The 24,841-nt window shown below is 60.6% G+C and carries 22 protein-coding genes; 10 read left to right on the top strand and 12 right to left on the bottom strand.

The annotated features are described in order from the left end of the window. Positions 1-547 (top strand): LysR substrate-binding domain-containing protein (locus DBR18_RS13065; RefSeq protein ID WP_256588694.1); only part of this gene is annotated, 547 nt, incomplete at its 5' end. Positions 548-608: 61 nt separating this feature from the next. Then, positions 609-1,097, top strand: coding sequence for a GFA family protein (locus DBR18_RS13060; RefSeq protein ID WP_108590620.1), 489 nt, complete (start codon positions 609-611; stop codon positions 1,095-1,097). A 124-nt stretch (positions 1,098-1,221) separates the two neighbouring features. Here the strand turns inward: DBR18_RS13060 and DBR18_RS13055 are convergent, their stop codons facing one another. From DBR18_RS13055 to DBR18_RS13045, 3 genes are all read right to left on the bottom strand, one after another. Beyond that, positions 1,222-2,508: an ATP-binding protein gene (locus DBR18_RS13055; RefSeq protein WP_108590619.1), complete on the bottom strand. Its 1,287-nt coding sequence runs from the start codon at positions 2,506-2,508 to the stop codon at positions 1,222-1,224. Continuing rightward, positions 2,509-3,216 (bottom strand): response regulator, encoded by a 708-nt coding sequence (locus DBR18_RS13050; RefSeq protein ID WP_108590618.1) that lies wholly within the window; start codon positions 3,214-3,216, stop codon positions 2,509-2,511. It abuts the gene before it with no gap. Between the two features lie 212 nt (positions 3,217-3,428). Continuing rightward, a complete protein-coding gene (locus tag DBR18_RS13045; RefSeq protein ID WP_108590617.1) occupies positions 3,429-4,037 on the bottom strand; it encodes a tRNA-(ms[2]io[6]A)-hydroxylase in 609 nt (202 codons plus the stop codon). A gap of 159 nt (positions 4,038-4,196) precedes the next feature. Between DBR18_RS13045 and DBR18_RS13040 the strand changes: the two genes are divergently transcribed. After that, entirely contained in the window at positions 4,197-5,060 is an 864-nt protein-coding gene (locus DBR18_RS13040) for a universal stress protein (RefSeq protein ID WP_108590616.1), read from the top strand. A 228-nt stretch (positions 5,061-5,288) separates the two neighbouring features. Here the strand turns inward: DBR18_RS13040 and DBR18_RS13035 are convergent, their stop codons facing one another. After that, complete coding sequence (locus tag DBR18_RS13035) at positions 5,289-5,759, bottom strand: DUF1289 domain-containing protein (RefSeq protein WP_108590615.1); 471 nt, start codon at positions 5,757-5,759, stop codon at positions 5,289-5,291. A gap of 467 nt (positions 5,760-6,226) precedes the next feature. Here DBR18_RS13035 and acnB point away from each other — a divergent pair, with 467 nt between their 5' ends. After that, on the top strand, positions 6,227-8,836 hold the full coding sequence (gene acnB / locus DBR18_RS13030; RefSeq protein ID WP_108590614.1) for a bifunctional aconitate hydratase 2/2-methylisocitrate dehydratase: 2,610 nt from the start codon (positions 6,227-6,229) through the stop codon (positions 8,834-8,836). 62 nt (positions 8,837-8,898) lie between these two features. On the opposite strand, the gene DBR18_RS13025 is transcribed toward acnB, so the two are convergent. Continuing rightward, the gene (locus DBR18_RS13025; RefSeq protein WP_108590613.1) at positions 8,899-10,281 is read right to left on the bottom strand and encodes an MFS transporter; all 1,383 of its coding nucleotides are present in this window, start codon (positions 10,279-10,281) and stop codon (positions 8,899-8,901) included. A gap of 102 nt (positions 10,282-10,383) precedes the next feature. Here DBR18_RS13025 and DBR18_RS13020 point away from each other — a divergent pair, with 102 nt between their 5' ends. After that, positions 10,384-11,271 (top strand): LysR family transcriptional regulator, encoded by an 888-nt coding sequence (locus DBR18_RS13020; RefSeq protein ID WP_108590612.1) that lies wholly within the window; start codon positions 10,384-10,386, stop codon positions 11,269-11,271. On the opposite strand, the gene DBR18_RS13015 is transcribed toward DBR18_RS13020, so the two are convergent. Then, positions 11,268-11,888 carry a cell wall hydrolase gene (locus DBR18_RS13015; RefSeq protein WP_108590611.1) on the bottom strand — a complete coding sequence of 207 codons (621 nt, stop codon included), beginning with the start codon at positions 11,886-11,888 and terminating at the stop codon, positions 11,268-11,270. The two genes, DBR18_RS13020 and DBR18_RS13015, sit on opposite strands and share 4 nt — an antisense overlap. A 198-nt stretch (positions 11,889-12,086) precedes the next feature. Here DBR18_RS13015 and DBR18_RS13010 point away from each other — a divergent pair, with 198 nt between their 5' ends. Next, positions 12,087-12,938, top strand: coding sequence for a CAP domain-containing protein (locus DBR18_RS13010; RefSeq protein ID WP_108590610.1), 852 nt, complete (start codon positions 12,087-12,089; stop codon positions 12,936-12,938). A gap of 815 nt (positions 12,939-13,753) precedes the next feature. Here DBR18_RS13010 and DBR18_RS13000 read toward each other — a convergent pair. The 4 genes from DBR18_RS13000 to DBR18_RS12985 all read right to left on the bottom strand — a co-directional run bounded on the left by DBR18_RS13000 (position 13,754) and on the right by DBR18_RS12985 (position 18,751). Continuing rightward, positions 13,754-13,909: a DUF2474 domain-containing protein gene (locus DBR18_RS13000; RefSeq protein WP_108590608.1), complete on the bottom strand. Its 156-nt coding sequence runs from the start codon at positions 13,907-13,909 to the stop codon at positions 13,754-13,756. Beyond that, positions 13,896-14,912: a cytochrome d ubiquinol oxidase subunit II gene (cydB, locus tag DBR18_RS12995; RefSeq protein WP_108590607.1), complete on the bottom strand. Its 1,017-nt coding sequence runs from the start codon at positions 14,910-14,912 to the stop codon at positions 13,896-13,898. The genes DBR18_RS13000 and cydB overlap by 14 nt, the downstream gene beginning before the upstream one ends. Positions 14,913-14,915: 3 nt before the next feature. Further along, a complete protein-coding gene (locus DBR18_RS12990; protein WP_108590621.1) occupies positions 14,916-16,319 on the bottom strand; it encodes a cytochrome ubiquinol oxidase subunit I in 1,404 nt (467 codons plus the stop codon). Between the two features lie 107 nt (positions 16,320-16,426). After that, positions 16,427-18,751: an FdhF/YdeP family oxidoreductase gene (locus tag DBR18_RS12985; protein ID WP_108590606.1), complete on the bottom strand. Its 2,325-nt coding sequence runs from the start codon at positions 18,749-18,751 to the stop codon at positions 16,427-16,429. A gap of 354 nt (positions 18,752-19,105) precedes the next feature. Between DBR18_RS12985 and moaA the strand changes: the two genes are divergently transcribed. Both moaA and DBR18_RS12975 read left to right on the top strand, forming a co-directional pair. Then, entirely contained in the window at positions 19,106-20,104 is a 999-nt protein-coding gene (moaA, locus tag DBR18_RS12980; RefSeq protein WP_007964884.1) for a GTP 3',8-cyclase MoaA, read from the top strand. 36 nt (positions 20,105-20,140) lie between these two features. After that, positions 20,141-21,040: a bestrophin family protein gene (locus DBR18_RS12975; protein WP_108590605.1), complete on the top strand. Its 900-nt coding sequence runs from the start codon at positions 20,141-20,143 to the stop codon at positions 21,038-21,040. A 243-nt stretch (positions 21,041-21,283) separates the two neighbouring features. Here DBR18_RS12975 and glp read toward each other — a convergent pair whose 3' ends face one another. Further along, a complete protein-coding gene (gene glp, locus DBR18_RS12970; protein ID WP_108590604.1) occupies positions 21,284-22,489 on the bottom strand; it encodes a gephyrin-like molybdotransferase Glp in 1,206 nt (401 codons plus the stop codon). Then, positions 22,486-23,025: a molybdenum cofactor biosynthesis protein B gene (gene moaB / locus DBR18_RS12965; RefSeq protein WP_108590603.1), complete on the bottom strand. Its 540-nt coding sequence runs from the start codon at positions 23,023-23,025 to the stop codon at positions 22,486-22,488. Before moaB ends, glp begins: the two co-directional genes overlap by 4 nt. A gap of 284 nt (positions 23,026-23,309) precedes the next feature. On the opposite strand from moaB, the gene DBR18_RS12960 reads away from it, so the two are divergent. Together DBR18_RS12960 and DBR18_RS12955 are read left to right on the top strand one after the other, a co-directional pair. Then, positions 23,310-24,203 carry a LysR family transcriptional regulator gene (locus DBR18_RS12960; protein ID WP_108590602.1) on the top strand — a complete coding sequence of 298 codons (894 nt, stop codon included), beginning with the start codon at positions 23,310-23,312 and terminating at the stop codon, positions 24,201-24,203. Positions 24,204-24,428: 225 nt separating this feature from the next. After that, positions 24,429-24,841: formate dehydrogenase accessory sulfurtransferase FdhD (locus DBR18_RS12955; RefSeq protein WP_177482378.1), on the top strand; the 413-nt coding region annotated here is incomplete at its 3' end.

Genomic DNA, 24,841 nt, shown 5'->3' with positions numbered 1-24,841 from the left:
GCCACGTCTCAAGGATTTCTACACCGCGCACCCCGGCATGACCGTGCACCTGCATTCGCGAATCGAAGCGATCGACTTCGACACCAGTGAAATCGACGCCGCAATCTGCGTCGGCGGCGGTGACTGGCCCGGCCTGAGCGCCCTGCCCCTGCACACGGAAGAACTGGTGGTGATTGCCAGTGCGCAGCTATCGCTGGCCGAGCGCAATGAAGCCGAGCAGCACATCGCCGGGCAGTTACTGCTCAATGTCAGCAGCAACGCTCAGGCCTGGGCCGAGTGGTTCAGCCATCACGGTCTGGCGCACCGCAGCATGCGCATCGGGCCAAGCTTTGAAATGACCTCGCACCTGATTCAAGCGGTGCGCGCCAACATCGGTGTCGGCCTGGTGCCACGGATTCTGGTGGAGGACGAACTGCTCAACGGCGAGCTGCTGCAATTGGGTACGCCCATTACCAGTCGCCGCAGCTATTACCTGGTGTACCCGCCGCGCAATGAAACACTGCCGTCGCTCAAAGCCTTCCGCGACTGGCTGATGCACACCCTTTGAGCGCATTCGCCACAAGTCTTCTAGGCTGAACCTGACCCGTTCAGCCCACCGGAGGCACCTCATGCACCTCGAAGGCTCTTGCCACTGCGGCGCAGTCACCTTCAGCCTGACCAGCGCCCATCCCTACCCTTATCAACGCTGCTACTGCTCGATCTGCCGCAAGACCCAGGGCGGTGGCGGCTATGCGATCAACCTGGGTGGCGACGCGGCCAGCCTCAAGGTTCAAGGGCGAAAACATATCTCGATCTATCACGCGAAGATGAAGGAGGAAGGTGAAAAACGTGCGCACCGCAGCACCGCCGAACGGCACTTCTGCTCACAGTGTGGCAGCGGTTTATGGCTGTTCAGCCCGGAGTGGCCGGAGCTGATCCACCCGTTCGCCTCGGCCATCGATACACCGCTGCCGGTGCCGCCGGAGCATACGCATTTGATGCTGGGTTCGAAGGCGCCGTGGGTCGAGGTGAATGCCAAACCCAAGGACAAACAGTTTGAGGTGTATCCCGAGGAGTCGATTGCGCAGTGGCATGAGCGACTGGGGCTGGTCAAATGAGCATGGTTTTGCGCTGGTTTTGATGGCCCTATCGTTGGCAAGCCAGCTCCCACAGGTTCCTCGGCGTACACAAAACCTGTGGGAGCTGGCTTGCCAGCGATAGGGCCGGAACTGCCAACACAAATCAGTCCAGATGCGCCCAGGTCATCCGAAACGACGCCCCACCCCACACCGATTCCCCGACCTCGACCTGCCCGCCATGGGACTGCGACACCCGTCGCACCAGCGCCAATCCCAGGCCAAAACCACCGGTGCGACGGTCGCGACTGGCGTCCAGCCGCGAGAACGGTTCGAAGATTTTCTCCCGGCCCTCGACCGGCACACCCGGGCCGTCGTCGTTGACCCGCACTTCGTAATAATCACCGCTGCGCTCCAGCGTCACTTCGACCCGCTGTTCGGCATACCGAATGGCATTGCGCAGCAGATTGATCACCGCCCGCGCCATGAAACGCGGCTCGATGCGTACGGTGTCGAGCCGGCAGTCACCGATCAACAGCTGCACCCCCGCCGCTTCCGCCTCCAGCGCCACGCTGCCGACCACGCTGTCGAGCCAGTTGGCGGCTTGAATGTTTTCCCGTTTGATCACCGTCGCACCGCGTTCGAGGCTGGCATAGGTCAGCAGTTCGGAGACCATTTCCTCCAGCTCGCCAAGGTCGGCGTACATGTCGGCGATCAGTTCGCTGTTCTGGCTGGCGTCCGGCAGTTGCTTGAGCTGGTCGAGTTCGAACGACAATCGGGCAATCGGCGTACGCAGTTCGTGGGACACCGCGTTGGTCAGTTCGCGCTGATTGGCGATCAGGCTCTCGATGCGCGCTGCCATCAGGTTGAAGTGTTCGGCCAGGTCGCGGATGTTCGAGCGCTTGGACAGTTGAATGCGCACCGACAGGTCATTGTCGCCAAAGCGTTCAGCGGCCAGGCGCAGCTTTTCCAGATCGCGCCAGTGCGGGCGCACCCAGAAAAACAGCACGATGCCGATCAGCACCGCGAGCATCGCGTAAGCCACCGCGATGTAGAACGGCATCAGGCTCGGCTCCGGTGGCAGCTTGATGCTGAGCAACTGTGAGCCACCGTCGATGTTGCTGATGAACTGGGTGTAGTTGTCGCGAATCACCAACAGGTTCTGCGCCAGTTCTTCCTTTTCCTCGGGGCTGAGATCCAGTTGATCGGCCTCGATCAGCTTCAGCGACAAGCCGTAGTGCGGGCGCAACGCTTCCAGTTGCTGCTCGCGCGCCGCGCCCTGCTGATCGCGCATGTGTTCGACCAGTGACCACGCCTGCCCGCGTACCGCCTCACGGTTGTAGGCCTGCATCTGATTGTCGAGCAACGCGTTGAAGGTGTGCTCGACGGTTTGCAGGGCCAGCACCAACCCCACCGTCATCACCAGAAACAGCCCGAAGAATAACCGCAGCATCTACAGCTCCCACGCGAACGGATTGAACAGGTAGCCCTTGCCCCACACGGTCTTGATGCACACCGGCTCGCGGGGGTTGTCCTTGAGTTTGTTGCGCAACTTGCTGATGTACACGTCGACGCTGCGATTGAGCCCGTCGAACGCGATGCCGCGCATGCGGTTGAGGATGTCATCGCGGGACAAGGTCTTGCCGGCAGCGCTGGCCAGCAACCACAGCAATTCGAATTCCATGGTGGTCATTTCGATGATTTCACCGGCCAGACGCACCTCGCGGCAGCTGCGATCGATGCTCAACCGGCCGAACTCCAGCGCACTGACCACGCCGCTGTCCGGCACCTGACGCCGCTGTAACGCGCGCAACCGCGCCAGCAGCACCGGCGGCTTGATCGGTTTGATCACGTAGTCATCGGCGCCGGATTCCAGGCCCAGAATGTGGTCCAGGTCATCCTCCTTGGCGGTAAGGATGACAATCGGCGTGTCCGCCACGCTGCGAATCTCCCGGCACACGTGCAGGCCGCTCTGCCCCGGCAGCATCAGGTCGAGCACCACCACTTTGGGCTGAAACTCGAGAAACGCGGCCATCGCCAGATCTCCGCGATGCACCGCGCGCACTTCGTAGCCATGCTGTTCGAGAAAGTGCGCAATCAGCGTGGCCAGACGCTCATCGTCTTCGACCAGCAGGACTTTGCCAAAACCCAGGTTATCCATAACGACTGTCTGCCAACCCATGTGTGAAGTGGGCGACATTATGGCGGGATTCGTGGGCAGAGGCCCGTTATCGGTGATGTTTCATACTCTTAAGAGTTTTTAACAATCACACGCAAAAGATCGCAGCCTTCGGCAGCTCCTACAGGGAAACGCATTCCAAATGTAGGAGCTGCCGAAGGCTGCGATCTTTTGACGTTGTTTTTCGGTCAGGGTTATGCGGCAGCCGGCACACCACTGTGAAAACGGAACTCTTCATCCGGCGACTCGATCAGTTCCTGCTCGGCCGCGCGAACCCTGTCGATCACCTGAGCGATGTCCTTCGCGTCACCGTACTGGTAAGCCAGTTTCAGATAGCCTTGGAAATGTCGCGCCTCGCTTTTCAGCAGACCGAAATAGAACTTGCCAAGTTCTTCGTCCAGATGCGGCACCAGCGCCTCGAAACGCTCGCAACTGCGCGCTTCGATAAACGCGCCGACCACCAGCGTATCCACCAGTTTCACCGGCTCGTGGCTGCGCACCACTTTGCGCAGGGCCGAGGCGTAGCGCCCGGCGTGCAGCTGGCGCAGCTCGATCTTGCGGCGCTTCATGAGGCGCATGACCTGTTCGTGATGCACCAGTTCTTCCCGGGCCAGACGCGACATCATGTTGATCAGGTCGACGTGGGAATGGTACTTGGCAATCAGGCTCAGCGCGGTGCTGGCAGCCTTGAACTCGCAGTTCTTGTGGTCGATCAGCAGGGTTTCCTGATCGGCCAGAGCGGCCTGGACCCAGGCGTCGGGCGTGCGGCAGCCAAGGAATTCGTGGATTTCGGGAAGGATCATGGGGCTCACGGTAAAAGGTGTACGAGCAAAGGCCGCCGATTATACCGGCCTGCCCGCAGACCACCAGTCGCAGGCGTTGATATGCATCAAGTCGCAGGCGCCTGAGCAGCAACTATAGTTGTGCAACGCCGTGCCTTTTCTTTGCTGGAGACTCCGCTCATGCAAGCCATTCGCAGCATTCTGGTGGTCATCGAACCCGAACATTCGGAAAGCCTGGCGCTCAAGCGCGCCAAGCTGATCGCCGGCGTGACCCAGGCGCATCTGCACCTGCTGGTGTGCGACCGCAAGCACGACCACGCCGGCATGCTCGGCGTACTCAAAGCCGCGTTGTTGGCGGATGGCTACAGCGTAACCACCGAGCAGGCGTGGAACGAGAGCCTGCACGAGACCATCATCGATGTGCAGCAAGCTGAAGGCTGCGGTCTGGTGGTCAAACAGCACTTCCCTGACAGCTCCCTGAAAAAAGCCCTGCTGACCCCGGCCGACTGGAAACTGCTGCGCCACTGCCCGACCCCGGTGCTGCTGGTGAAAACCAGCACACCATGGAAAGACCGGGTGATTCTCGCGGCAGTCGATGTCGGTAATGCCGATGGCGAACACCGGCATTTGCATACAACAATCATCGATCACGGCTACGACATCGCCAGCCTGGCCAAAGGGCATCTGCATGTGATCAGCGCCCACCCCTCGCCGATGCTCTCGGCAGCCGACCCGGCGTTACAGCTCAGCGAAACCATCGAAGCGCGTTATCGCGAGCAATGCCGGGCGTTTCAGGCGGAGTTCGATGTCGATGATGAACATCTGCATATAGAAGAAGGCCCGGCGGATGTGCTGATTCCGTTCATGGCGCACAAGCTGCAGGCGGCGGTGACCGTGATCGGCACCGTGGCGCGCACCGGGTTGTCAGGCGCGTTGATCGGCAATACGGCCGAGGTGGTGCTGGATGCGCTGGAAAGCGACGTGCTGGTGCTCAAGCCGCAGGAGGTTGAGGATCATCTGGTGGAGTTGGCAGTGAAGCACTGAGGATTACGGTGCCTGAACCGGCGCCTTCGCGAGCAGGCTCGCTCCCACAGTTGGAATGCATATCCCTGTGGGAGCTGGCTTGCCAGCGATAGCGGTGGCTCAGTCAACATTGACAGGTGGATGCACTGCCCTCATCGCTGGCAAGCCAGCTCCCACAAGATCTGTTGGCGCCTGCAGGATCTGCATTCCACTCCGATCATTGTGGGAGCGAGCCTGCTCGCGAAGCTTCTAGGCGCCGAAGGCGTCTTTCAGGAAACCCGGGGCGATATAGCGCTGATAATGCGCTTCCGACAGCAGGAAGAATTCCCGATCAATGGCATCGCGCAATTCCGGCAGGTTCCAGTCGCGAAACTCCGGCAGCAGCACCATCCCGTAGGCCTCCAGATTAATGATCACCCGCGCCCCACGCGCAATCAGCTGATACGCCCAGCAATATTCCGACTGATGCGGCACGAAGCGGATCTTGCGCTGCTCCAGCTGCTGGCGCAGGCGCGCCGGATCGAAGATCTCGACCTTGCTCGCCATCACTTGTGACAGCAATTGCTCAAGACGCAACCACACCGCGCGCTTTTCTTCCTCGCCGTAACCATTCCAATTGATCACTTCGTGGTGGAAGCGCTTGCAGCCGCGGCACACCAGATCTCCGTAAACAGTGGAGCAGAGGCCGACGCAGGGGGTCTTGATGGTCTGATTGGGCATAAATTGGCAAAACACTGAAACGCGGAACAGGCCGGCATGGTAGCCCTTTGTCGGGCATTGATCACCCCTCAAACGTCAGGGGCAAGCGCTGGATCATGGTTTGCCCCACCGGCGCACAACGCCACCAAAGTCCAATAGAGCCTGACTTACCTTTAAATTTTTTTTGCCGTAGAATCAGCCAGCCTTTTAAGGCGCCAATGTCCGTTAGAAGCTGTTTTCAAAGCGTCACGAGCACAGTCGTTCCTTCAGAGCGGTGTTGGCGAAGGGTTTTTCCAGCGGGGAAAAGCTCAACGCCAACCCTCATCAGCTCCCCGTTCTGCAGGCGTAAAACTTTGAAAGCAGCTTCTGTAAGGAATGCCCGGTAATTCTGGCTAAATGGCCCACAACGCCATGCAGCGCATGAGTACGAGCATTTCGCGACGAGCGTCCCGGACAGCCATTTGGGACCACTGATGAGGGTAATAACTGTGCTTGAAGCCTACCGCAAACATATCGAAGAGCGCGCAGCACTGGGTATCGTTCCCCAGCCGCTTAACGCCGAACAAACTGCAGGCCTGGTCGAGCTGCTGAAGAATCCTCCGGCTGGCGAAGAAGCTTTCCTCGTTGACCTGATCACCAATCGCGTACCACCAGGAGTGGACGAAGCCGCTTACGTCAAAGCCGGTTTCCTGTCGGCCCTGGCCAAAGGCGAAGTCACCTCCCCTCTGCTGGACAAAAAACGCGCTGTAGAACTGCTCGGCACCATGCAGGGCGGCTACAACATCGTGACCCTAGTTGAACTGCTGGACAACGCCGAGCTGGCGCCAGTGGCTGCCGAAGAACTCAAGCACACCCTGCTGATGTTCGATGCCTTCCACGACGTGGCTGAAAAAGCCAAGAACGGCAACGTTCACGCCAAAGCCGTGCTGCAATCCTGGGCTGACGGCGAGTGGTTCAAGAAGCGCCCGGTGCTGGCCGACAAGATCAGCCTGCGCGTGTTCAAGGTCACCGGCGAAACCAACACCGACGACCTGTCCCCTGCACCAGACGCCTGGTCGCGTCCCGACATCCCGCTGCACGCCTTGGCCATGCTGAAAATGGCCCGTGACGGCATCGTTCCGGACGAGCAAGGCAAGACCGGCCCGATGAAGCAGATCGAAGAGATGCGCGGTCAAGGCTTCCCGATCGCCTACGTCGGTGACGTGGTCGGTACCGGTTCCTCGCGTAAATCGGCAACCAACTCGGTGCTGTGGTTCTTCGGCGACGACATCCCTTACGTGCCGAACAAGCGCGCTGGCGGTTTCTGCTTCGGTAGCAAAATCGCTCCGATCTTCTACAACACCATGGAAGATGCCGGCGCACTGCCAATCGAGTTCGACGTGTCGAACATGAACATGGGCGACGTGATCGACCTGTACCCGCACGCTGGCAAAGTCTGCAAGCACGGTACCGACGAAGTCATCACCACCTTCGAAATGAAGACCCCTGTGCTGCTGGACGAAGTCCGTGCCGGCGGTCGTATTCCGCTGATCATCGGCCGTGGCCTGACCGAGAAGGCTCGCGCCGAAATGGGTCTGCCGGCATTCGATCTGTTCAAGAAGCCTGAAGCTCCGGCCGAAAGCACCAAGGGTTTCACCCTGGCGCAGAAAATGGTCGGCAAGGCGTGCGGTCTGGCAGAAGGCAAAGGCGTTCGTCCTGGCACCTACTGCGAACCGAAAATGACCACCGTCGGTTCTCAGGACACCACCGGTCCAATGACCCGTGACGAACTGAAAGACCTGGCGTGCCTGGGCTTCTCCGCTGACCTGGTGATGCAGTCCTTCTGCCACACCGCGGCGTATCCGAAGCCAATCGACGTGACCACCCACCACACCCTGCCTGACTTCATCATGACCCGCGGCGGCGTTTCCCTGCGTCCGGGCGACGGCATCATCCACTCGTGGCTGAACCGCATGCTGCTGCCGGACACCGTCGGTACCGGTGGTGACTCGCACACCCGTTTCCCGATGGGCATCTCGTTCCCGGCCGGTTCCGGTCTGGTCGCGTTCGCCGCTGCCACCGGCGTCATGCCGCTGGACATGCCGGAATCGATCCTGGTGCGCTTCAAAGGCAAGATGAAACCTGGCATCACCCTGCGTGACCTGGTTCATGCCATTCCTTACTTCGCCATCCAGAACGGTCTGCTGACCGTCGAGAAGAAAGGCAAGAAAAACGCCTTCTCCGGTCGCATCCTGGAGATCGAAGGACTGGAAGGTCTGACCCTGGAGCAGGCGTTCGAACTGTCCGACGCCTCGGCCGAACGTTCGGCTGCCGGTTGCACCATCAAGCTGTCGAAAGAATCGATCACCGAGTACCTGCAGTCCAACATCACCCTGCTGCGCTGGATGATCGGCGAAGGCTACGGCGATGCACGTACCCTGGAGCGTCGCGCGCAAGCGATGGAAGCCTGGATCGCCAACCCTGAGCTGATGGAAGCCGATGCCGACGCCGAATACGCCGAAGTCATCGAAATCGATCTGGCCGACATCAGCGAGCCTGTACTGTGCGCGCCGAACGATCCGGACGACGCCCGTCTGCTGTCCAGCGTGGCTGGCGAGAAGATCGACGAAGTGTTCATTGGTTCGTGCATGACCAACATCGGTCACTTCCGCGCTGCCGGTAAACTGCTGGATCAGGTCAAGGGTCAGCTGCCAACCCGTCTGTGGCTGTCGCCGCCGACCAAGATGGACGCTCACCAGCTGACCGAAGAAGGCTACTATGGCATCTACGGCAAGGCTGGCGCACGCATGGAAATGCCAGGCTGCTCGCTGTGCATGGGTAACCAGGCACGCGTTGAGCCGAACAGCACCGTGGTCTCGACCTCGACCCGTAACTTCCCGAACCGTCTGGGCGACGGCGCGAACGTCTACCTGGCTTCGGCCGAGCTGGCATCCGTGGCTTCGATCCTGGGTCGCCTGCCGACCGTCGAGGAGTACATGGAATACGCTGGCAAGATCGACAGCATGGCGGCCGATGTCTACCGCTACCTGTCCTTCGACCAGATTGCCGAGTTCCGTGAAGCTGCTGCGAACGCCAAGATTCCGGTCGTTCAAGCCTAACGCTGCAACGCAATGAAAAACGCCGCCCATCGTGAGATGAGCGGCGTTTTTTTTTGCCCGTGTTATCGCGGGCAGGCGCGCTCCCGCTTTTTGACGCTGGCCTGCCTGAGGACAAGGGCTGCAAACAACAATGCCGTGGCGACCCCGAACGTGACGTGCAAACCACTGCCGACAACCCTTGCAGACGCTTCGGTTGGCTCCCCGGTAGCCAGGGTAAACACAGCACCCATCGCCGCAACGCCGGTGACAAGCCCCAGATTACGCGCCAACCCCAGCAGCGCCGAGACCACACCGCGTTGCTGCGCACTGACACCCGTCATCAACCCGGTGTTGTTGCCAGCCTGAAACAGTGCATAACCCGTGGTGAGCAAGATGATCGACGACAGATAGCCAGCCAGACCGAATCCCATCGGCAACAGCGCCAGCAATGCGCAAGCACTCGTCATCATCAACAAGGCGCCAAACACCACTCGCCGGTCGCCAAACCGATCCACCAACCCTCCCGACGGCACCCCGGCAAGCGCCGCCATCAACGGCCCTACCGACAACGCCAGCCCCACTGACGTGCTGCTCAAGCCTAAGCCGCGCCCCAGATAAAAAGGCCCGACGATCAGCGTGGTCATCATCACCGTGGTCACCAGAAACGTCAGGGCGACCCCGCGCCCCACGCCTGAATCGGCGAACAGTGCCATGCGGATCAACGGCGATCGCGCGCGACGCTCAGCCTGAACAAAGCAAACCGCCCCCAACAGACTGACGAGCAGCAGCGGCCCACTGAACGATTTCAGCGTCATCGCCAACGCGTAAGCCGCCAGCGTCGCGGCCAGCAGCAGCGTGCCCAGCGGATCAAAAGCCACCGGCTGGTTGAGCGGTCGGTCCACGGGTAGATAGCGATACACCAGCCAGCCATTGAGCAAACCCAAGGGTACATTCAGCAAAAAAATCGACGGCCAGCCGACATGTGCAATCAACAACCCACCCAGCGACGGCCCCAGCGTTGTACCAACCGCCGACATCGTCCCCAGCAAGCCCATGGCGCTGCCCACCCGCGTTTTCGGTACAACGTCGTTCACCAGCGCCATGGTGAGCGCCAGCATGATCGCCGCGCCCAGTCCCTGCACCGCTCGCGCGCCGATCAGCCACCACAGATCCGGGGCCAGACCACACAACAATGACGCCACGCTAAAAATGCCGATACCTGTCAGCAGCAAACGTCGGCGACCCAGCAGATCCCCCAACCGCCCGACACTGACAATCAACGTGGTAATCGTCAGCAGATACGCCAATACAATCCACTGCGCCTGCGCGAACGTTGCTGCAAACGCCGCCGCCAGCGTCGGCAACCCGGCGTTGGCAATGCTGGTATCCAGCGACGGCAGCAGCATCGACAGCGCCAGACCGGCCAACGCCCGACGCGCCGCAGGGCTCAACGATTCCCGGTTCATGAAACTCTCCGTATTCAAGGGACATGCCCATAGCGTGAGCCTCGACACGAACTGGCGGAAGACGCATGCTTTGCACTCGATACCTGCACGGAACGCCATGTCATGAGTACGCCTGACCTGAATCTGCTGATCACACTGGATGTGCTGCTGAGCGAAGGCAGTGTGGCCGGCGCCGCCGCGAGGCTGGGCCTGAGCGCGTCGGCCATGAGCCGCGCCCTCGCCCGTTTGCGTGAAACCACGGGCGATCCGCTGCTGGTGCGTGCCGGTCGCGGGCTGGTGCCGACCCCGCGGGCGCTGGAGTTACGCGAGCGGGTCAGCGCGTTGGTGCAGGAAGTGGAAGCGGTTTTGCGGCCTGTCCAGATGCTCGATGTACGCCAACTGCATCGCACGTTCACCCTGCGCAGCAGCGACGGTTTCGTCGAGACATTCGCCGCCGCCCTGCTCGCTCGCATCGCTGAAGAAGCGCCGGGCGTACGCCTGCGTTTTTTGCACAAAACCGACAAGGACAGTGCGCTGCTGCGCGAAGGTCGCGTCGATCTGGAAACTGGCGTGGTCGGCGACACCACTGACGGCTCGCTGCACAGCCGGATTCTGTTTCGCGATCGATTCGTCGGGGTGGTCAACGCGGATCATGCACTGACTTCGGGCAAGATCAGCGCGAAACGCTTTGCCGCGGGCGAGCACATTTTGGTGTCACGGCGCGGACGCGATAGTGCCGTGGTGGACGAGGTTTTGCTGTTGTCGGGGCTGACGCGAAACATCGTCATCACCGTCGGCGGATTTGCTGCCGCCCTGGCCCTGGTGCGCGAGACCCATCTGATTGCCTGCGTGCCCGAGCGTCACACCCGCAACCTGCGCACCGGCCTCTACAGTTTTACCTTGCCGTTTACCCTGCCGCAGATGAATGTCTCGATGCTCTGGCACCCCCGCATGGACGCCGACCCCGCACACCGCTGGTTGCGCAACTGTGTGCGCGAGGTCTGTGCCTAGCGTGCATCGCCACCGGCAGGTTTGTAGAACAGGAATTTGCCGACCTCGGCGGTTTTCCTGTATTCCCTGGCCCACCCCGGATGCACGTTGCGGTCATGGAAATACAAGGCGCCGTGGGTGCGATCCGGCAGTTGGCGATTGAGGGCCTTGCCGGCAATTTCCTTGGCCAGCGCGTACTCGGCGTCTTCCTTGACCTGATCGGCCTTGCCGTCGCACCACCAGGAAAACTGGCAGCTTTTGGTTTCCGAACCCTGCTTGACCACCTCGCACACGGTGCCCGGGAAGCCATCGTGACCAAGCCGATTCATCACCACATTGGCCACCGCCTCCATCTCTGGCGTATCGCGGCCCTTGGCTTCCCAATAAATACTGCGCGAAAGGCACGTGATCGGATCGTCCAGCGGCGCGCTGCCGGCCGGATCGACCGCTTGCACTTCGGTGGGGGTGATCGCTTCGGATTTGGGTGCCGGCGCAGTGCTGACCTTATCGGCGGCTTTTTCCTCCAGCACCTGGGCCTTTTCTTCGGCTTTTGCCTTGATCGGGGCCTGATCGGTAGCCATTACCGCAGCGGCCATCAGGGTTAATGCGAAACAGCCAGCCAACCATTTCAATCCCATGTCAGTTCTTCCGGCAGCGCCCGGTCAGGGCGGGGTATTTCGTTGGGGAGACCCCCGGTTTGCGGGGCCTTCGCTGAGTGTAGACGGCAAACCATAACGAACGTTGCGGCGAAAAATGCATCGGGTGAAGAAAAAGTCATTGCATTGACCGGGGCGCTTTCGCGCATCATGGGCGTATTCCGCTAAAGGGAGATTTCCATGCGCTTCATGCCATTCGTTTTGCGTTTTGCCGCGTTGTCCGCCGGCCTGGTAGTTGCCGCCTCGGCGATGGCCAGCGATGAATCGCAACTGGTCGAGTCGATCAACAACTACCGCAGCCAGCCGCAGCGTTGCGGCAGTCAGGCGTCCAGCGAGTTGGCACCGCTGTCGGCCGACCCCCGGCTGATTCTGCCCGCCAGTGGCGCCGTCGACTTGCAGCAAGCCATGGCCCGCGCCAGTTACCCGATGGTCAACGTTCAGGCGATTACGCTCAACGGCCCACGGGATGCGGGATCGGCGATGAAGGCGATTCAGGAAAGTTTCTGTCAGGTGGTGCTGGATCCGCAGTTTGTCGATGTCGGCGTCAGCCGCGCCGACCGCGACTGGCGAATCGTGCTGGCGCGACCGCTGCTGTCGGCGAAGCTGGGCGATGCGCAGAGCGAAGGCCAGAAATTGCTCGAGCAACTCAACGTGGCCCGTACCCAGCCGCGCCAATGTGGCGGGCAGGCCTTTGCCGCCGCCGCACCGTTGGCCTGGAACGCGAGCCTGGGCACAATCGCCCAGGATCACAGCCGCGACATGGCCAACAACAACTACTTCGACCACAAGGATCGCGACGGCCGCACCCCGGGCGACCGCGCCGAACTCGCCGGCTACAGCGGCCAACTGGTCGGCGAAAACATCGCCGCCGGCCAGGACACCGTACGCAAGGTCGTCGACGGCTGGCTCGCCAGCCCCGGCCACTGCGCCAACCTGATGAACCCGCAATACAAGGAACTCGGCGCCGCCTACGCGACCGATCCGAAAAGCAGTGCAGGGATCTACTGGACCGCGATGTTTGGGGCGCAGTAACGCCCAAAAACACCACTGTTTCCCTGTGGGAGCTGGCTTGCCAGCGATGAGGCCAGCACAGTCAACATCAATGTCGACTGACCCACCGCCATCGCTGGCAAGCCAGCTCCCACAATAATCAGCTGTGTTCTCACCTCTACCCATCAACCCCAGCTCCCACAATAACCAGCTGTGTTCTCACCTCTACCAATCAACTCCATCCCCTGTGGGAGCTGGCTTGCCAGCGATGAGGCCAGCACAGTCAACATCAATGTCGACTGACCCACCGCCATTGCTGGCAAGCCAGCTCCCACAATAATCAGCTGTGTTCTCACCTCTACCAATCAACTCCATCCCCTGTGGGAGCTGGCTTGCCAGCGATGAGGCCAGCACAGTCAACATCAATGTCGACTGACCCACCGCCATCGCTGGCAGGCCAACTCCCACAATAATCAGCTGTGTTCTCACCTCTAACAATCAACTCCATCCCCTGTGGGAGCTGGCTTGCCAGCGATGAGGCCAGCACAGTCAACATCAATGTCGACTGACCCACCGCCATCGCTGGCAAGCCAGCTCCCACAATAATTGGCAGTGTTCACACATCTACCAATCAACCCCAGCTCCCACAATAACCAGCTGTGTTCACACCTCTACCAATCAACTCCAGCTCCCACAATAATTGGCAGTGTTCTCACCTCTTCCAATCAACCCCAGCTCCCACAATAATCAGCTGTGTTCTCACCTCTACCCATCAATCCCAGCTCCCACAGGGAGATCAGTCATCTGGAGGATGGTAGGCACAAAAAAAACCGGAGCCATGGCTCCGGTTTTCATTGTCAGTGGGTCCTCATCCCCGCTGCATACATTGCCAGTTTCAGCAGGCTCGCCACTACCGCGAGTGCTACCACACTGCCCGACCAGATCAGCAGCAACCAGCCCAGTCGCTTGTACCAGGGGCTGGATCTGACCTCACGCGAATCAATGGTAGCCATCGCCAATCCTCACTTTGCCGCGGAATACGTAGTAACTCCAGAAGGTGTACATCAGGATCACCGGCAGGATGAACAGTGCGCCAATCAGGGCAAACAACTGGCTCGAGGGCGGGGATGCCGCCGCCCACAGGCTCACCGATGGTGGGATGATGTTCGGCCAGATGCTCAGCGCCAGGCCGATATAACCGAGCAGCATCAGCACCAGAGTGAACACGAACGGCCAGTGGGTATGACGCTGACGCAAGGTGCGCAGCAGCCCGAACAACGCCAGCAGCGCCAGCACCACAAGCCCGGCGAACACCATCAGGTGCCCATGACTGGACCAGCGCGTGGCCAGTTCCGGATGTAATTGCAGGGTCCAGACGCCAATCACCACCACCATCGCCGTCAGCAACCACGCCAACGGCCGGGTGAACAGACGCATCCGCGACTCGAGCATGCCTTCGGTCTTGACCAGCAACCAGGTGCTGCCCAGCAGCGCATACGCCACCACCAGACCGACGCCGCACACCAGCGGAAACGGCGCCAGCCAGTCCAGGCCCCCACCGGCGAACTGCCGATCCACCACGGGAATGCCCGACACGTACGCGCCGATCACCACACCCTGGGAGAACGTCGCCAGCAGCGAACCGCCGATGAACGCCTTGTCCCACCAGTGACGCTTGTGCGGCGACGACTTGAAGCGAAACTCGAACGCCACGCCACGGAAAATCAGCCCGCAGAGCATCAGGATCAGCGGCAGGTACAGCGCCTCCAGAATCACCCCGTAAGCCAGCGGAAACGCGCCATACAGCGCCGCGCCACCGAGCACCAGCCAGGTTTCGTTGCCGTCCCACACCGGGGCGACGGTGTTCATCATCACGTCGCGTTCCTGCTCATCGGGGATCAGCGGAAACAGGATCCCCAGGCCCAGATCGAAGCCGTCCATGATCACGTACATCATCACCCCGAAGGCAATGATCACCCCCCAGATCAACGAGAGATCGATACCTTGAATACCCATGACTCAATGCTCCTTCAGAGGGGCGGTAGCCGCCGAAATGGGCCGGCGCGGAGTCTGCAATTCATCGCCCTCCGGCGGATGTTCGTGATGCGGCTGCGGACCTTTGCGTACCAGCTTCATCATGTAGCCGATGCCCACGGTGAACACCGAGCAGTAGATCACCACGAACAGCAGCAGCGAGGTGCTCATCTGCGCCACCGAGTGACGCGACACGGCGTCATGGGTGCGCATCAGGCCGTAAACCACCCACGGCTGACGCCCGACTTCGGTGGTGATCCAGCCCGCCAGCAACGCGATCAACCCGCTCGGCCCCATCAGCAGTACCAACCGCTGGAAGCCGCGATGCCGATAGAGCTTGCCGCCCCGGCGCAGCGCCAGCCCCAGCACACCGACGAGGATCATCAACATGCCCAGCCCGGCCATCACGCGAAAGCTCCAGAAGATGATGGTCGAGTTCGGCCGGTCTTCTTTCGGGAAGCTCTTGAGCGCCGGAATCTGCTTGTCGAGGCTGTGGGTCAGGATCAGGCTGCCGAGGTACGGAATCTCCAGCGCGTACTTGGTCTTCTCCGCCTGCATGTCGGGGATGCCGAACAGCACCAATGGCGTCGGGCCGTTGTCGGCGTTTTCCCAGTGGCCCTCGATGGCGGCGATTTTTGCCGGTTGATGTTCCAGGGTGTTTAAGCCATGGGCGTCACCGACCACCGCTTGAATCGGCGCCACGATCAGCGCCATCCACAACGCCATGGAAAACATCCGGCGCACTGGCGCGGTGTTGTTGCCACGCAGCAAATGCCAGGCCGCCGACGAGCCAACGAAGAAGGCCGTGGCGACGAACGCGGCAATCGCCATGTGCGCCAGCCGGAACGGAAACGACGGGTTGAACACAATCGCCAGCCAGTCCAGCGGCATCACCCGCCCATCAACGATTTCGAAGCCCTGCGGGGTCTGCATCCAGCTGTTGGAGGCGAGAATCCAGAACGTCGAGATCAACGTGCCGATGGCGACCATCACCGTGGCGAAGAAGTGCAAGCCACGCCCGACGCGGTTCCAGCCGAACAGCATGACCCCGAGGAAACCGGCCTCGAGGAAAAATGCGGTCAGCACCTCATAGGTCAGCAACGGCCCGGTGATGCTCCCGGCGAAGTCGGAAAAGCCGCTCCAGTTGGTGCCGAACTGGTACGCCATGACCAGCCCCGAGACCACGCCCATGCCGAAGTTGACGGCGAATATTTTTGACCAGAAGTGGTAGAGATCGCGGTAGCTGTCGTCACGGGTTTTCAGCCACAGACCTTCGAGTACCGCGAGGAAACTCGCCAGGCCGATGGTGATCGCCGGGAAGATAATGTGGAACGAAACCGTGAACGCGAATTGAATTCGCGCCAGGTCCAGTGCCTCCAGGTTGAACATGATGATGTCCTCATCCAGGCTGAAAAGCGGCAGCACGTCGCCGGGCCACCGCCAGGCGCGAACGCCTGCAGCCAGTCAAATTGCTGTGATTTTTTATAAGTCGCGGGTCAGGCCACCGACGACGGAATCAGGTTGCTGACCTTGGCCGCTTCAAGGCGGATCGCGACAAACTTCGAGGTCGGTGTGTACGTCCGGTCGCCATAGCTTTCCAGCGGCACCAGCGGGTTGGTTTCCGGGTAATACGCCGCCGCCTGACCGGGCGGAATGTCGTAGGCGATCAGGGTGAAACCGCTGACCCGACGTTCGCGTTCGTCATCCCACAGCGCCACCAGATCGACCTTCTGCCCCGGCTCAAAACCGAGTCGCTGGATATCCTGCTCGCTGACGAAGATCACGTCGCGCATGCCGTAGACCCCGCGATAACGGTCATCGAGGCCGTACAGCGTGGTGTTGTACTGATCGTGGGAACGCATGGTCTGCAGGATCAGATCCGGCTTGACCGACAGGTTGCGCACGCCCTCGCTGATCAGGTGTTCCGGCAGCACGCACGGGCTGAACTGGGCCTTGCCGGACTCGGTGTTCCAGACCCGGTCCGAGGCATCGTTGCCGAGGTGGAAGCCACCGGGGATCAACAGCTTCTCGTTGAAGTTCTCGAAGCCCGGAATGACGTCGGCGATCAGGTTGCGAATACGCCCGTAGTCGCCCACCGCCCATTCCCAATCGATCGGGTGTTTGCCCAATGTGGCGGCGGCGATTCCGGCAATGATCGCCGGCTCGCTTTTCAAGTGCGCCGACTTCGGTTTCAACTGACCGAACGACAAGTGCACCATGCTGAAGGTGTCTTCCACGGTCACGCCTTGTGGGCCTTCGGCCTGGATGTCGATGTCGGTACGACCCAGACACGGCAGGATCAACGCATCGCGCCCGGTGACCAGATGGCTGCGGTTGAGCTTGGTCGAGATGTGCACGGTCAGGTCGAGTTTGCGCATCGCTTCGTGAGTGCGCGGGGTGTCCGGCGTGGCTTGGGCGAAGTTGCCACCCAGACCGATAAACACCTTGGCCTCGCCACGCTCCATCGCGCCAATCGCCATGACGGTGTTGTGGCCGTGCATGCGCGGCACTTTGAAGTTGAAGCGTTTTTCCAGGGCGTCCATCAGCTCTTTCGGCGCCAGTTCGTTGATACCCATGGTGCGGTCGCCCTGCACGTTACTGTGACCACGCACTGGCGACAGACCGGCACCCGGCCGGCCAACGTTGCCGCGCAGCAGTTGCAGGTTGATGACTTCCTGCAGGGTCGGCACCGAATGCACGTGTTGGGTCAGGCCCATGGCCCAGCACATGATCACGCTCTTGGCGCGGCCATACATGCGCGCCGCCAGTTCGATGTCGTGCAGCGGCACGCCGGACTGCTCGAGAATGTGCTCCCAGCTCGTGGCATCAACCTCCGCCAGATAGCTGTCCAGACCCGAAGTGTGCTCGGCAATAAAGGCGTGATCGAACACCGGTTCGCCACCGCTGGCCTGGGCTTCACGCTCCCACTGCAGAAGGAATTTGACCATGCCGCGAATCATCGCCATGTCGCCACCCAGCGCCGGGCGGAAGTACGCGGTGTTGGTCGCTTCCCAGCCGTTGCTGAGCATCTCGAGCGGGTTCTGCGGATTCTGGAAACGCTCCAGACCACGCTCTTTCAGCGGGTTGATGCACACTACTTGCGCGCCGCGTTTCACCGCTTCGCGCAGCGGTTCAAGCATCCGTGGGTGGTTGGTGCCAGGGTTCTGGCCGATGACAAAAATCGCGTCGGCGTGGTGCAGATCCTCGTAGACCACGGTGCCTTTGCCCACGCCCAACGTCTCGTTCATGCTCACCGCACTGGCTTCGTGGCACATGTTCGAACAGTCCGGGAAGTTGTTGGTGCCAAAGGCGCGGACGAACAACTGGTAGAGAAACGCCGCTTCGTTGCTGGCCCGGCCCGAGGTGTAGAACTCGGCCTCGTGCGGCGATTTCAGGCCCTTGAGGTGTTCGGCGATCAACGCGAACGCGTCTTCCCAACTGATTTCCACGTAGCGATCAATACGCGCGTCGTAACGCATCGGATGGGTCAGACGGCCCTGATATTCCAGCCAGTAGTCGCTCTGCTCGGCCAGGCTCGACACCGTGTACTTGTTGAAGAACGCCGGGTCGACCAGACGCCCGGTAGCCTCCCAGTTCACCGCTTTGGCGCCGTTCTCGCAGAACTTGAGCATGCTTGCACCCGGGGCTTCACCCCACGCACAACCCGGGCAGTCGAAGCCGCCATTCTGGTTGGTCTTGAGCATGGCGCGGATGTTTTTCAGGGCGTTTTCACTGCCCAGCCAGCTCTTGGTCAGGCTGATCACAGCGCCCCAACCGGCAGCGGCACCCTTGTAAGGTTTGTAACGGTCGACTTGTGACATGGGACATCTCCATGACGATGCACACAGGCGTGAACCTGATCTCGGTTAAATATCCGACCGTCTTTCAACAATAAAAAGCGGTCGTTTCATTTGCCGGAGCAAGGATATGAACCGCTGCAAAATATTGTCTAATCGCTATTTATGACCACATTATCGAAACCCTCTATCACTGGAAAAAACCCTTTATTTACGGGGCCTTGCGAAACTAAAACAGCAACTTTCAACGGAAAATAACTGATCATCGACGCGCTCAATCAAACGTTTATAAACAGTGATTGGACGTGGCCTGAAGTTGCCCATAACCTGCGGCAACCTGGTCTGTAAATTCGGACTTATCACTCCTGCGAGGCTGTCATGTCAGAGCGTGTCCTGATCGATGGTTACAACCGCCGCGTCGACTATCTGCGCATGTCGGTCACCGACCGCTGCGACTTTCGCTGCGTGTATTGCATGGCCGAGGACATGCAGTTCCTGCCGCGCCAACAAGTGCTGACCCTGGAGGAGATCTATCAACTGGCGCAAAGCTTCGTGGCGCTGGGCACACGCAAGATTCGCCTGACCGGTGGCGAGCCGCTGATCCGTCCGGGCGTGGTCAAGCTGTGCGAGCAGATCGCCGCCCTGCCCGGCCTGCGTGAACTTTGCATGACCACCAATGGCTCGCAACTGGGCAAACTCGCGGCGCCGCTGTTCGACGCCGGGGTCAAGCGCCTGAACATCAGCCTCGACAGCCTCGACCCGGAGCGCTTCCGGCAAATGACCCGCACCGGTGATCTGGCGCAGGTGATCAACGGCATCGATGCGGCGCGCAAGGCCGGTTTCACCCGAACCAAACTCAACGTGGTAGTGATGCAGGGACGCAACGATCAGGAGATCAACGATCTGGTGAGCTTCGCCATCGACCGCCAGCTCGACGTCTCCTTCATCGAGGAAATGCCCTTGGGGATCATCAGCGAACACAGCCGCGCGGAGTCGTTTTTCTCCAGTGCCCAGGTGCGCGAGAAGATCGCCGAACGCTACACCCTGATCGACTCCGCCGAGTCGACCCAAGGCCCGTCGCGCTACTGGCGGCTGGCCGAAGCGCCGGACATTCGTCTGGGCTTTATCTCGCCGCACAGCCACAATTTCTGCGGCACTTGCAACCGGGTGCGACTGACCGTCGAAGGGCGCCTGCTACTGTGTCTGGGTAACGAGCATTCGGTGGATCTGAAAGCTGTGCTGCGTGCACATCCCGGACAACCGGAACGTCTGGAGAAAGCCATTATCCAAGCCATGAAGCTCAAGCCGTATCGACACAACTTTGAAGTGAACGACGACGTGCAAGTGGTTCGTTTCATGAACATGACCGGCGGTTGATCCGCCAATTTCCATGCTTAACCGGGATCGCCCAGCATGATCGTCAGACCCAAGGTCAACCAGTTCGCTATCCTCTTCACCCTCAAGGGTTCGATCGCCAAACGCATCGCCCTGCGCACGCTGATGGTCACCCTGCTGGCCTCGGCCATCGTGCTGATGGAAATCCTTCACCCGAGCAACTTCACCAAGGTCAACGCCACGCCGTTCACTTTGCTCGGGCTGTCACTGTCGATCTTCATGAATTTTCGCAACAACGCCTGCTACGACCGCTGGTATGAGGCGCGCAAGGCATGGGGCGAGGTGATCGTGCACATTCGTTCGGTGATCCGCGAGACCCATGTCATCCGTGAATCGGTGCAACGCAAGCCGTTGCTGCTCAACCTCTGCGGGTTTGCCCATTCGCTGAACGCGCGGTTGCGTCGGGAAAGCGAAGCGGCGGCCAGCAGCAAGTGGATCACCCCGCAACACGATGCGAAGGTGCCGGACTACAGCGGACGGATTCTGCAGCAGGTCGGCCAGCAGTGCTCCGACCTGCATCAAAGCGGCGAACTGAGCGAGTGGCGCTACATGCTGCTGGCCAATCACCTGACCAGCCTGACCCAGGCGCAAGCGGTGTGCGAGCGGATCAAGAACACCCCGCTGCCCTTCCCTTACACCTTGCTGTTGCACCGCACGATCTACCTGTTCTGCATCCTGCTGCCGTTCGCCATGGCCGAACCGCTGGGCTGGCTGACCCCGCTGTTCACGGCGATTGTCAGCTACACGTTCTTTGGTCTGGACGCGATTGCCGATGAACTGGAAGACCCGTTCGGCCGCGACGAAAACGATCTGGCGACCGATTCGCTGGTGCGCACTATCGAGCGCGATATTCTCAGCGAACTGGGTGAGACCGACCTGCCACCGATGTTGCTGCCGGTGGACTATGTGCTGAGCTGATCACATTTCTCCAAACACCAAAAAAACTGTGGGAGCTGGCTTGCCAGCGATTGCGCGGGGTCAGCCAACTTCAATGCTGGATTTGCCGGCCTAATCGCTGGCAAGCCAGCTCCCACAGGGATTGGTAGTGTTTATACGTTCTTCTATAAGCATTACAAAAAAGATCGCAGCCTTCGGCAGCTCCTACAGTGGAATGCGTTTCTTGTAGGAGCTGCCGAAGGCTGCGATCTTTTGATCTTCGCTTTAAAACAGTTCGCTGAAGGGTATGAAGCGCAGCGGATCGCCGATGCGGTGGGTGCTGTTTTCCGGCACCTCCACCAGCCCATCGGCCCAGGTTGCACCGAGCAAAACACCGGAACTCTGGTTCGGATACAACACCGCACTGCCCGCTTCCAGTCGCACCCGCAGGTACTCCCGACGGCTGCCGGCCTTGCTCCAGGCGAACCCGGCATTCACCGTGAAGCTCAACGGCATGACCTCCTCCACACCCTGAATGCGCAACAGATACGGCCGCGCCAACAGACCGAAGGTCACCAGCGCCGAGGTCGGGTTGCCCGGCAGGCCAATCACCGGCACCTTGCCGAAATGGCCCACGGTCAACGGTTTGCCTGGCTTGATCGCCAGTTTCCACAGCAACGGTTTGCCGTCCTCGCGCAGCACTTGCCCGAGGCAATCGGCATCGCCGGCGGACACGCCACCGGTGGTCAGGATCAGGTCTGCTGCCACTTGCAGTTGCTCAAGCTTGAGCCGCGTCTGCGCCGGCCGATCCGGGAGGATCCCGGCGTCAATCACTTCGCAACCCAGCTCGCGCAACCAGTGCCCAAGCAGCACGCGGTTGCTGTTGTAGATGCTGCCGGGGCGCAGCGGCTGGCCCGGTTCGACCAATTCGTCACCGGTCGACAACAGCGCTACCCGCGGGCGCCGCACCACATGCAGCTGCGCCAGCCCCTGCCCGGCAGCGACCGCCAGTTCGAACGGCCCGAGGCGTTTGCCGGCACGCAGCAGGATGTCGCCAACACGATTCTCCTGACCTTGCGCGCGAATGTTCTGCCCCGCCTTCAGCGGCTGCAAGAAGTGCACGCGGCCGTCCTCCAGCACTTCGACGTTTTCCTGCATCTCGACGCAAGTGGCGCCGGGTGGCAACGGTGCGCCGGTAAAGATCCGTGCGCAGGTGCCGGGCAATAGCGCGTCCGGCGCCTGGCCGGCGTAGACCTTTTGCGACACCTTCAATGGCTGGCGATGCAGATCGGCCAGGCTCAGGGCATAACCGTCCATGGCGCTGTTCGGCCACGGCGGCAGGTCGAGCGTGGCGACCAGATCACTGGCGAGCACCCGTCCACGTGCCTCGTCGAGCGGCAACATTTCGCTGTCGGCCAGACGTTGTTCATTGGCCATGCCCAGCAACTGATCGAGGGCGTCCTCGACCGGCATCAACGCTGCCTTGCTCATCCGCGCGGCCCGCAAGCGGCTACGGATTTGAGGTGCGGCACGAAGTTGCACGGGCGATGACGGTTATCCAGTTGCTCGGCAAGGATGCCTTCCCACGCCGTGCGGCAGGCGCCGGTCGAGCCCGGCAGGCAGCACACGAGCGTGCCGTTGGACAACCCGGCCAGCGCCCGGCTTTGCACGGTGGAGGTGCCAATGTCGAGAATCGAAATCGCCCGGAACAACTCACCGAAACCGTCGATCTGTTTGTCGAGCAGACAGGCCACCGCTTCCGGGGTGCTGTCGCGTCCGGTGAAGCCGGTGCCGCCAGTGATCAGTACCACCTGGATGTTGTCGTCGGCAATCCAGTGCGCGACCTGGGCGCGGATCTTGTACAGGTCATCCTTGAGCAGATTGCGCTCGCTCAGGGTATGGCCGGCTTCCAGCAAGCGACTGACCAGCAACTGGCCCGAGGTATCGCTGGCGTAATCGCGAGTATCGCTGACCGTCAGCACAGCTATGTTCAGGGGGACAAACAGGGCATCCGCTTTCGCACTCATGAGAATCTCCGGCAGTAGTCAATCACATTGCCGAGCAGCCTAAGTGCCACTTATGAGTACTGTCTAATCACTCTGACCAACCACATTATCGATCCGCTCTATCGGTCCCGTTGACCTCGGCCAGCGCCTTTGAAATCATGGGCGATAGAGCCGATCGATAGGCTTTTCAATACTTCCGATTAGACGGATGAACCGTCAGGTGAGATCGTCTCGCTTCGCGTTTTTCGTGCGCTGCGCGCATCTGCGTCAATACTCTTCCAATCTCTCAACGAGCAGGTGCCATCGTGGACATCAAACAACTCAAGTTCCTGATCGCCCTGGATGAAACCCGACACTTTGGCCAGGCCGCCGCGCGCTGCCACATCACCCAGCCGACCCTGTCGATGCGCCTGCGCAACCTCGAAGACGAGCTGGATCTGGTGCTGGTCAATCGCGGCCAGCGCTTTGAAGGTTTCACCGAGGCCGGCGAGCGGGTGCTGGCCTGGGCTCGCACGTTGCTGGCCGCGCATGACGGTCTGTTCGCCGAAGCGGCGGCGTGCCGCGGGCAACTGGTCGGTAGCCTGCGCCTGGGTCTGGTGCCCCTGAGCAACTTCAACCCGGTCAATTACATTCAGAGCTTGTCGGGGACGTACCCCGAGCTGAAATTCAGTCTGTCGTCGGGGAGTTCCGACGAGATCATCGCCGGCCTTGGCAACAATCAACTGGATCTGGGGGTGTGCTACCTCGACCACGTCAACCCGAACTATTTCGATTTTTTCGAGATCGGCGAAACCCGCGTCGGACTGCTCTACGACAACCGCCACTTCCATTTCGAAGGCTCGCAAATGAGCTGGGAAGACGCCGCCGAATTGCCGCTGGGGATGATCACCACCGGCATGCATTACCGCAAATCCATCGACCTGAGCTTCCGCAGTCGCGGGCTTAATCCGCAACCGATCATGGAAAGCGATTCGACGTACCAGTTGCTGCAGGCGATTCACCAGGGCTTCTGCTGCTCGATCATGCCGCTGGACAGCGGACTGGAAGAGCCGATCGAACACCTGTCGTTCATGCAATTGCCCGATGCCAGTGTGCTGGCGCCGCTGGGACTGGTGATGCGCAAGACCGAACCGCGTTCGGCGATTGCCGAGAAGTGCTTCGCCGAAGCGCGCAAGTTGTTCGGGGTCGAGGCAATTTAATCCAGACACAACCCCCTGTAGGAGCTGCCGAAGGCTGCGATCTTTTGACTTTGATTTTAAGATCAAGATCAAAAGATCGCAGCCTTCGGCAGCTCCTACAGTGGGTTGTGTTGGCTAGGACAGTGGTGATAGATCTGCCCGATCACCGCATCAGAACAAGCGATTGGACGCACTTTTGACTCCCCCGTAGCCTGAACTCACTTCAGCGCTTCGGGACTTTTCAAGATGCTCTGCCACATCGACCCCACCACCGAACCCAACGCCCCCGCACCGCCACCGTCGCAGGTGGCGTTTCGCGAATACCTCGCGGACGCCCCGCTCTCCCACGCCGCCCTGGCCGCAGAAATCGCCCTGGCAATCACCTTCAACGGCCTGAGCCAGGCGGTGATGATGGTCTCGCCCGGCAACCTCGAAGACTTCATTCGGGGCTTCGCCCTGAGCAACGCGATCATCGACAGCGTCGACGAGATCTACGACATCCGCCTGAGCCATTTCGATCAGGCCTGTCAGGCTGACGTGCAGATTTCCAGCCGCGCGTTCTGGGCGCTGAAAGATCACCGTCGGCAGATGGCCGGCACCAGCGGTTGCGGCATCTGTGGCGTCGAAGCGCTGGAACAGGCGCTGCCGCAACTGCACAT

It is taken from the genome of Pseudomonas sp. HMWF021 (genome assembly GCF_003061005.1).
GTDB lineage: Bacteria > Pseudomonadota > Gammaproteobacteria > Pseudomonadales > Pseudomonadaceae > Aquipseudomonas.
The sequence above is the reverse complement of the archived record's forward strand: the minus strand, read 5'-3'. Positions and strand labels throughout refer to the sequence as shown.